Below are 10,243 nucleotides of genomic sequence, written 5' to 3'. Positions count from 1 at the left end.
ACTGGAAAAGGAGTGGCTTTTAAAACTAATGTTGAATTAAAAAACCTATGTAAAATTATGAAAGAGTAAACAGATTCACACTCTATCCCCCGAAGACAACACAAAGAGTATAAATGATCTTCATAAAATGTATTAGTGTTAATTTTTTTCATTTATTAATGTAATTTTTAAAACTTGTCAATATCGGGGGATTTATAAAGGATGCGATTCTGAGACAAGCCCAGAATGACAAAATCCGTTTTTAAAAATGACAACGAATTTGAGTATTGAAAAAGAATGAAGAAAACGTCATATGATTTGGAGGCGAGTGTCAAAAAGTTGAAGAGAATGGTTAAAATGTTTTACTGTTTGCGTAGCAAATGATTTAAAACATTGAATGGCTGAAACTTATTTTGACCGTCGAAAATCAAAGACTTGACTTTTTTGTTTCGTTTTTGTGTCAAGACAAAAATGAAAAGAAGAGATTCTTAAGAGGCTCAGAATGACAAAATCTATAAAACGTTAAGCGTAAAACATAACAAAAACCTATGCTTCTATTGTGGTTAAAGATAGAATTGATAAAAAACACGTAAAACGTTAAGCGTAAAACTTATAACGTAAAAAAACAAAACCCCTTTCCCCAAAACAAAGTTGGCGCGATGTACAGGAAAAGGAGTGGATTTTAAAACAAATGTTGAATTAAAAAACTAANNTAAATGATCTTCATAAAATGATTAGTGTTAATTTTTTTCATTTATTAATGTAATTTTTAAAACTTGTCGGAGGGGGAATTTTGGGTGTAACTTAAAAAGTAGTATAAAAACAGTATTTATTCATTTTTTCCTTGATGAAAAAACGAACCAAAATAATCAAGTCTGTGCTTACAAGTCGGTCAATAACGGCTATTCGCTAAATGCTTTAGAACATTCGCATATGAAATGCGAACAGTAAATCATTTTTAACGCTCACTACGCCGAATTGACGCTCGACTTTTCAACAATAACGGTTTATAAATTGGTTGTTATAAACGAATTTGAATGTTTAAATAGGAATTAAAAAAATCCGACGATTTAGAATCGAAATGCAATTCAACTCTAAATTATTGGAATAAAAAAAGTTGGAGTGTTTGAGCAAAGCGAGTTGCCAACTTTATGGAAATAATTTATTTAGTTGAATCATTGAGAGACTACTGTCGGCATCTTTTTTTGTTTCGTTTTTTTGGATGCTCAAAAAAATGAAAGGAAGAAATTTTTCGACAAGCTAAGAATACCAACGAGATGAGATTCTGAGACAAGCCCAGAATGACAAAATTTGTTGTTAAAAAGTGAACTTGAGTATTAATAAGAATAAAAACGTAAAACGTTAAGCGTAAAACTTATAACGCAAAAAGATAAAACCCCTTTCCCCAAAACAAAGTTGGCGCGATGTACAGGAAAAGGAGTGGCTTTTAAAACTAATGTTGAATTTTAAAAAACTATTGTAAAATTATGAAAAAATTTTACTTCAAACTCAATAGGCATATAATAAGTGTGCTATTGGGATTGTTTTGTGCAACACCTATGTTGGCACAAACAGGTAAAACCGTGACTGGAACGGTAAAAGAACTTCAAGTCCCACTGGTGGGCGTAATGGTAAAAGAGGAGGGAACCGATAATTCCACTTTTACCGATGATAATGGAAACTATTCGTTGACTTTACAACATGAAAATGCTAAATTAATTTTTGAGCAATTGGATTTCCCTATTCGAGAAGAAGTGGTTTTGAATAGAAGCGTGATCAATGTAAGTTTCACAAAGGAGGAGGAAGGTATTCAGCTGAAAGATGTGGTGATCAATGCAGGATATTATACTGTAAAAGACAAAGAACGAACGGGTTCTATAGCACGTGTAACGGCAAAGGAGATAGAAAATCAGCCTGTGAATAATGTACTTTCTGCCATACAAGGACGTATGGCTGGAGTAAGTATTATACAAAATTCTGGAAATGCAGGTGGAGGTTATGACATTCAAATACGTGGACGAAATAGTCTAAGACGAGAGGGAAACGAACCACTTTATATTGTAGATGGTGTACCTTTTGGAAGTGGAAATATAACAAGTGTAGGGTTGTCGTCTGGTATTCTACCTTATGGGGAATCTAATCCTCTTAATTTTCTGAATCCAAAAGAAATAGAAAGCATTGAAATCTTAAAAGATGCCGATGCTACTGCTATTTATGGCTCGCGTGGAGCCAATGGAGTAGTACTGATAACAACTAAAAAAGGAAAAAGTGGAAAACTAAATATTGCGTATAATTCAGATTACACAGTTGGTAAAGTAATGAATCGATTAAGATTAATGAATACGTCTGATTATTTAGCAATGAGAAGATCTGCATTTGAAAATGATGGAATTAAAACTTATCCAACCAATGCCTATGATATAAATGGAAGTTGGGATGTTAATTCGTCAACCAATTGGTTTAACGAATTAGTAAGGCACATTTCTTCTAAAAACAATAACCAATTAAGTATAAACGCAGCCTCAGATCAATTTCAATTTTTAATGAGTATGGGACATTTTGAAGCAACAACTGTTTATCCAGAACCATTTCGATTAAAAAAGACTACTGCTTTAATAAGTTTAAATTACACTTCTCCTAATCAACGATTTTCTATTGGATATAAAGGTAATTTAAGTCGATCTGTCAATAAATTACCTTCTACCGATTTGTTTTCAAGTGTTATAAGCTTAGCCCCGAATGCCCCAAATTTATACAATGAACAAGGTGAACTGAATTGGCAAAACAATACGTTTGTAAATCCATTAGCTGCACTCAGGGGCTATTATACTAGTAATGGTGATATGATGAATCATGCTATTTTGAATTCAATTCAATTAATTGAAGGATTAAGTTTAGTGAATAATATAGGGATTTATTATAGTCAATCAATAGAAAATCGGGTAAGTCCATCTACGATATACAACCCAAATTATAATTATGGGAGTGAACGATCTAACGTATTACGATACGATCAGAAAGTTATGTCGTATAACATAGAACCACGATTAGAGTACAATAAAAGTATAAATCAACACCACTTTTCAAATCTTGTTGGATTAACATTTCAACACAGACAAACAAATGGATTAGGAATTTCGGCTTCTAATTTTCTGAGTAACTCATTGCTAAACGATTTATCTTCTGCTAGTGTAAAAACAATTAGTGCACAACCTATCATTGATTATACGTATCAATCTGTTTACGACAGATTTGGATATAACTACCAATCCAAATACTTTATAAACTTAACTGGTCGTCGCGATGGATCAAGTCGTTTTGGACAAAATTTTAAATATGGGAATTTTGGTGCAATTGGAGCAGCTTGGATTTTTTCAAAAGAAAACTTTCTCAACGAATCATCTTGGTTAAGCTTCGGAAAAATAAGAGGTAGTTATGGGATTACAGGTAATGATTTGATTGGTGATTATCAATACTTGGATACCTATATTACAAAGGCAAGAACGTACGATCAGGTTACAGGTTTAGAACCAAATAGTTTGTATAATCCTAATTTTAGTTGGGAAAAAAATAAGAAATTAGAATTCGCTCTTGACTTATCTTTTTTTAGAGATAGAATAGGATTTTCGCTTGCATGGTATAGAAATGTATCTGGAAATCAATTGGTCGGAATCCCTTTACCAGGAACAACAGGTTTTTCATCCATTCAATCTAATTTACCTGCAAAAGTAGAGAACAAAGGAATTGAAATTGAACTTTCAGCAAAACCATTGCAAAACGCTATTCAATGGAAAAGTAGTTTAAATCTATCATTTCCACAAAATAAATTAGTGTCATTTCCCGATTTAGAAGGTTCTACTTATGCCAATACTTATGTTATTGGTGAACCCATTACAATTAAAAAATTATACGAATGGACAGGTATAGACCCAATAACTGGATTACATACATTCAAAGATTTTAATCAAGACGGAAAAATAAATACTGAAGATAAGCAGGTTATTAAAAATGTGGGTGTAAAATGGTTTGGAGGATGGTCAAATCAAGTGCAGTATAAAAACGTTGGACTTGATGTACTGTTTCAATTCGTGAAACAAAATAGTATCAATTATATCGCTCAGAGTTTCATTCCAGGAAGTTTAACCAATCAACCGATAGAGTTTCTAGATGCTTATTCACCGAATAATCCATCAGCCAAGTATCAAAGATACAGTACTGGAAGCCAAACGCTCGCTTCGCAAGCCTATAATAATTTTAAACAAAGTAATCAATCGGTAAGTGATGGTTCTTATATCCGTTTAAAGAATATTTCCATTTCCTATCAATTTAAAATTGCAAACACTTCTTCTATAAAATTGTTTCTCAACGGACAAAATTTATGGACGCTAACCAATTATTTTGGTGCTGATCCCGAATTTGTTTTATCAGGGTATTTGCCACCTCTGAAAGAATATACACTTGGATTACAATTAAACTTTTAACATTATGAAATCAATTTTTATACACTTTAAACAAGGATTAATCGCTTTAATTCTTTTGACAAGTTGCGACAACTTCTTAGATCTTGATACACCAAATACACAACTTGTAAGCGCAGAAGTATTTGAAGATAAAAAAACGACAGATGCTGCATTGTTAAATATCTATGCAAGCTTAAGAGATAACGGATTATTTACAGGAAATAATTCTGGTATGACGTATTTATTGGGATTATATACAGATGAACTCGATTTATATTCAATCAATTTGCTAGGACAGAAAGAGTTTTATGAACACACGCTATCCACTCGAAATGAATTGGTGTTGACTAGCTGGAACACAAGTTATAATCAAATATATCGATTAAATGCATTGATAGAGGGGGTAGAAAAAAGTACATTATTAGAAAATCAATACAAACAAACAGTATTAGCAGAAGCCTATACAATGCGTGGAATGTTGCACATGTATTTGACTCAATTGTTTGGCGAAATCCCATACATCACAACGACAGATTATTTGCAAAATAAACTTGTTCATAAAACACCAGAAAAGGAAATTTATGAAAGAATAGAGCAAGATTATTTAGTAGCAGAAGAATTGTTTTTGAAAGGAACGAAAAACACATCTAAAACACGGTTAAATCTTACATCGTTAAAAACTTTAAAAGCTAAATACTATGCACAAACCAAACAATGGGAAAAAGCCAAACAGCATGCAAATGATGTTATTCAAACGGCTGGTGTTACATTAGAACAAGACCTTAATAAAGAGTTTTTAAAAATAAGTTCGTCTGTTATTTGGCATTTTTCGCCTCATTTAGCAACTGGAAATTCATTAGAAGCAGATGTTTTTATGTTAAATGCTCTACCTCCAGCTTTTGTAAGTTTAAAACCCACTTTCGTCAACTCTTTCGAGAAGGGAGATCAAAGAAAAGAAATTTGGATAAAGAAATTAAATAACAATCAGGGTACTTGGTATCAACCATACAAATACAAAGCGCCCAATGCTTCGTCAACAGTTAATGTAGAGAATAGTGTTGTGCTTCGTTTGGCTGAATTGTATTTGATACGTGCAGAAGCTAATTTTCAGCTTTCCAATTTTAGAGAAGCTGAAAAAGATTTAAACCTTATTCGTAAAAGAGCCAATTTACCCATGCTTTCCAATTTATCTCAACATGAATTAGAGCAAGCTATTTTAGATGAATATAAACATGAACTATTTACAGAATATGGTCATCGTTTTTTTGATTTGAAAAGATGGAATCGATTAAATGAATTACAAAATAGTATTCCAACTTGGAAACCATTTATGGAGAAACTGCCTTTACCAGAAAAGGAGATTTTATTGAATAATAATTTAAAACCCCAAAATGATGGCTATTAGATTTATATTAAACTTTTATATCTGTTTAATTTCAATTTATATTTCTGGTCAACAACAGAAATTAGATTCATTGGAAACTTATTTTAATCAATTTTATACCGTTGAATTTGTAGATGCAAACAATGAAAATATATTATTTACTAAAAATAAAAACCATGAATTACCTGTCTATTATTTGAAAAATAATAAAAAAGCAGATGAAATACGACTTGGTAGAATAATGAACTATCATTGGTTGAGTGATAAGTATTTTTTATATGATGAAAAAAATGAAGGTCTTGTACTATATAACACCCAAAGTCAAAATAAAAAAACAATTCCGCATTATAAGAAAATGATTGAAACTTCTAATAAGCAATTTTTTGTAGCGAAAAAAGAAGGTAATACGCTTTACATTAATACAATAAATAATGGAGAATTAGGAAATGAAATAAAGTTTATTGATGTAATAGATTACAAATGGGAAAATGATAAATTAGTAATTGAAAAAACAAATCATACCATTGATGTGTATGAATTGAATAAAAATATTAATCTTCTTTTTCAAATAGATGGTGTTAAGTACCAGTCATTAAGATGGAATGAATTCAATCAATATGACTACATTAAACAAGAAGGAGAAGATTTATTTTATGTAAAAAGTAATGGGACTAAGGTCAAATTACTTTATGACTTAAATAAGAGTATAAATCTTAAGATTATTAATGAAGACAATAATTTACTCATTTTAGAAAATACATTTCAATCTGATTATACTTTAAAAAAATCAGAAGAAGTAGAAATTTGGGATACCTCTGATGATCAAATTATTATTCAAAAACCGAAGAGTCAAAAAGAATTGATTTTTATTCAATTGAATAATGGAGAGGTGAAAAACAGAATTTCTCTAACGGACGTCAATTACGAATTTTTAGGAACGCAATATCTACTTTTATTCGACAAGAATAGATACAGAAGTTATCGTCATTTACGGGATCATGTTGATGTTAAGTTAATAGATCTAGAAACAATGAATCAAAAGCTAATAGTTGAAGATTTTGACGATTACAACAGAAATAAATTAATACTTTCTGATCACAATAAATTTATCTATTTCAAAGAAAATAATTGGTGGATATATGATGTATTAGAAGATAAAAAGAAAAGTTTGACCACTTCAATAAAAGCTGGTTTCTCCGTTGATGATTATTTTAAGAATGAAGCTTTTCAGCCAGCTAAATTTTATGATAATTCACGTGTTTTTTTAACAGCTAAAGAAGGGATATGGGAATATAATCTTCATACAAAAAAGCTGAAGCAATTAATTCAATCTACAAAACAAACGGGTACTTTTACGTTTTTAATAACTAGAAATAAAGCTAAAAATCAAGTAGATGAAACCATTTATTTGCAATCTTTAAACGAAAATAATCAGTATAAAATTTATAAATGTTGTGATCGATTAAATGAAATTTATAACACATCGCAAGATGTTAAGAAAGTTTCGTTAAAAAATAAGAATTTGTATGTAATAGAGCAAGGTTATTTAAAATCTCCTCGTATTGTTCAAATAGATGAGAAGAATAAAGCAACCATTCGGGTTGAAGCAGTTAATTCGATTGTTCAAAAACGTCGTTTTCAAGAAATAAAATCTATTATAAATGGGAAATCAGTAAAAGCAATATTGTATTATCCATTTGATTATGATTCAACCAAATATTATCCGATGATTGTCCATATCTACCAAAAGCAATCACATTTAGTGAATGATTTTCAATTGCCAGAAGTAAGCTCAGCTAATGGTTTCAATACTGATTTTTATACATCACAAGGCTATTTTGTCTTACTACCAGATATCATAGTCGATTTAGATCAACCAGGCGAATCAGCACTACAATGTACAGTTGAGGCAACCAATCAAGCATTAAAAGAAGCCAATATTGATAGAGATAAAATTGGATTAATAGGCCATTCTTATGGTGGTTTTGAGGTAAATTATATCGTAAATCGTACGAATATGTTTAAAGCCGCTGTTAGTGGCTCAGGTGTTTCTGATATTGTAAATTGGTACTTTTCGATGGATTGGAATAAATCAAAACCACAATTTTGGAGATTTGAGGATGAGTTTTTTAAAATGAGTTCAATGTTTTATGATTCAAAAGAAAATTATTTAAAACAATCTCCTTTACTCCAATTAGAAAACCTACATACACCTGTATTAATATGGACTGGAAAAGAAGATTATCATGTCAATTGGGAACAAAGTGTTAGCATGTATTTAGCAATGAGACTTTTAAAAAAAGAAGGAAAGTTGTTATTATATCCGAATGAAAAGCATGTGATTATGAATCCATCAAAGGCAAAAGATTTAAATCAGAGGATTATAAATTGGTTCGATTTTTATTTAAAAAACACTGAAATAGAGTGGATTAAAAATAAGAGACAGCTGTAAAAGCTGTCTCCTTTTATAAATTATTAATTTGTTTTTTCAAATAATTGAACATTACAAGCTGTTCCCGAAATTTCATCCATTCCGTAAAGATGTACACCTGGCTGGTAAGTACATAAATTACCTATAACATTGCTACATTCAAAATCTTCAACCAATGTACATGGCTGTTCTTGATCGATACGATAAATCGGATCTCCAGGATCCCATCCAGCTTTCTTCGCCTGATTTGTAGCGAAAGCAGCACCAGTCCCCATTAATACAATGACAGCTGGTAAAATAATTTGTTTTAAATTTTTCATTTTAATGTGAATTTTAGTTTTGCCTACTTTTTTACAGGTTTTCGGCTTTTCCTGTTTTAAACTGATCGGTTATAGCCGGCTTTAGTTTATAAACAATCAATTCGTTTCCAATTAGTGCATAAAAATGAGAATCAGTCACTAAAAAATCAGAAAGTTTGTTTTCTTCGCGATGTTGTACAGTAAAACTTCCGATATAATGCCTACGATCTGTTCGGTACGCATCAATTACATCCACTTGTTTCCACTGTTTTGGGGATTCAAATTTCCCCATTAGCTTAGAGATATTAAACAAGAGATGTCGATGTGCAACCATTTTTTTATTCACTAAAAGTGGAGGAGCGCTCATTTTATTTTTTCCATCCGATAGATGGCTAACTTCAATTTTTGCTTGATAAGTAGTATCAATCGTATTTAGTTTGTGTTTGATGTGTAAATCTTGATCCATAACAATAAATTGATTGCGGTAGTAATAAGTATAAACCAGTTCATCTGAATATGAATCAAAAACTAACAATCCATCTGTATCAAAAACACCATCAATTTGTTTTTCGAGTACAGTTGAAAACAACTTTACTTTGGGCTCTTTGTTTAAGTTTAAAAGACCCAAAACTTGTGTTTTCGTTGTGCTACTTTGAGTACGAATAGCAAATTTGGTAGAATCAATTACAATCAATTGATTGAAAAAAGCATCATTCAAACTGATGGTTTCTGCATGTAAATTGGTTAATTTTCCTTTATAAATAACAGGAACTGTTCCGTCGTACAAATAAAAGTCACCATTTTTGACACGCATCATAATGGATTTAAAAGGATGATCTTTATAGTCCAAATCAATCTTTTTGGAAATGATTTGATCTGTATTGGTATCAACACTCGTTAAAACAAGTGGAGCAGTATAATTTCCTAAATACAGCGTATTATTTTCATATCCTACAAAATAGTAAGAATTAGTGCCTAGATCAATCGCTTTTTCTTCGATAATTGGATGCTGTAAATACCTTCTGGTAAAATTATTTTCTTGTTTGATGATGTGTTCAGATGTGAGAAATAAGAAAATGACATTTCCAATTGAAACAATCGAAATAGCAAAGAAGGTAACAAATAATTTTCGTTTACTTTTTTGAAACGTTAATAATTCACCTAAGTAAATGGCAATTACAGCTAATCCAACAAAAACGAGATTGAAAATCAAATGTTCTGTCCATCCAAGTTTCTCTAGAATTCCTCCACAAGAACATGGCACAAAATCACTGTAATTAATAATCAGATAGATATAACCTGTAAACGCGAGCATCAAACCATAAGAAGCATACAACCCAATTTGTTGTGTTCGCTTGATACAAAGCAATAATACAATTAGAATTTCCACAATAATTACGGCGTAAGAAATAAATCCTGCGTAAGCACTTAGTAATGGTGATTGAGCCAATTGAATTTGAAAATTCTCAAAATCCATTAGTTTACTCACAGCTGCATAAATAAACAAAACGATAAATAGGTAGCAGATGAGCGTTTGTATAAACGGTGCAATTTTTCTCATCTTTTAGTAGTTTTAATTCTTAAAAAATAACTTTCTAACATCTAACATCTAACATGTAACATATAACATCTAACATCTAACATCAGTTTCCGTTTTCATCTTCATCAATAGTTCTCATATAGGGATCTT

The 10,243-nt window shown here is 30.9% G+C and carries 5 protein-coding genes; 3 read left to right on the top strand and 2 right to left on the bottom strand.

Annotated features, from left to right (window positions below; translation table 11 throughout):
* The first annotated feature begins 1,538 nt into the window (after nucleotides 1–1,538).
* From B3792_RS08530 to B3792_RS08520, 3 genes are read left to right on the top strand one after another with little or no spacing between them, the layout of a single operon-like run.
* Nucleotides 1,539–4,460: a SusC/RagA family TonB-linked outer membrane protein gene (locus B3792_RS08530; RefSeq protein ID WP_291069380.1), complete on the top strand. Its 2,922-nt coding sequence runs from the start codon at nucleotides 1,539–1,541 to the stop codon at nucleotides 4,458–4,460.
* Nucleotides 4,461–4,464: 4 nt separating this feature from the next.
* Nucleotides 4,465–5,844 carry a RagB/SusD family nutrient uptake outer membrane protein gene (locus B3792_RS08525; RefSeq protein WP_291069378.1) on the top strand — a complete coding sequence of 460 codons (1,380 nt, stop codon included), beginning with the start codon at nucleotides 4,465–4,467 and terminating at the stop codon, nucleotides 5,842–5,844.
* Nucleotides 5,831–8,275, top strand: coding sequence for an alpha/beta hydrolase family protein (locus tag B3792_RS08520; protein ID WP_291069376.1), 2,445 nt, complete (start codon nucleotides 5,831–5,833; stop codon nucleotides 8,273–8,275). Before B3792_RS08525 ends, B3792_RS08520 begins: the two co-directional genes overlap by 14 nt.
* 23 nt (nucleotides 8,276–8,298) lie before the next feature.
* On the opposite strand, the gene B3792_RS08515 is transcribed toward B3792_RS08520, so the two are convergent.
* Both B3792_RS08515 and B3792_RS08510 read right to left on the bottom strand, forming a co-directional pair.
* Entirely contained in the window at nucleotides 8,299–8,574 is a 276-nt protein-coding gene (locus B3792_RS08515) for a DUF6520 family protein (RefSeq protein ID WP_280062949.1), read from the bottom strand.
* A gap of 31 nt (nucleotides 8,575–8,605) precedes the next feature.
* The gene (locus tag B3792_RS08510; RefSeq protein WP_291069375.1) at nucleotides 8,606–10,114 is read right to left on the bottom strand and encodes a DoxX family protein; all 1,509 of its coding nucleotides are present in this window, start codon (nucleotides 10,112–10,114) and stop codon (nucleotides 8,606–8,608) included.
* Nucleotides 10,115–10,243 lie beyond the last annotated feature (129 nt).

It is taken from the genome of Empedobacter sp. UBA5924, assembly GCF_002431085.1.
GTDB classification, from domain to species: Bacteria; Bacteroidota; Bacteroidia; order Flavobacteriales; family Weeksellaceae; genus Empedobacter; species Empedobacter falsenii_B.
Note: the sequence above shows the minus strand (reverse complement) of the source record. Positions and strands in the feature narration are given on the sequence as shown.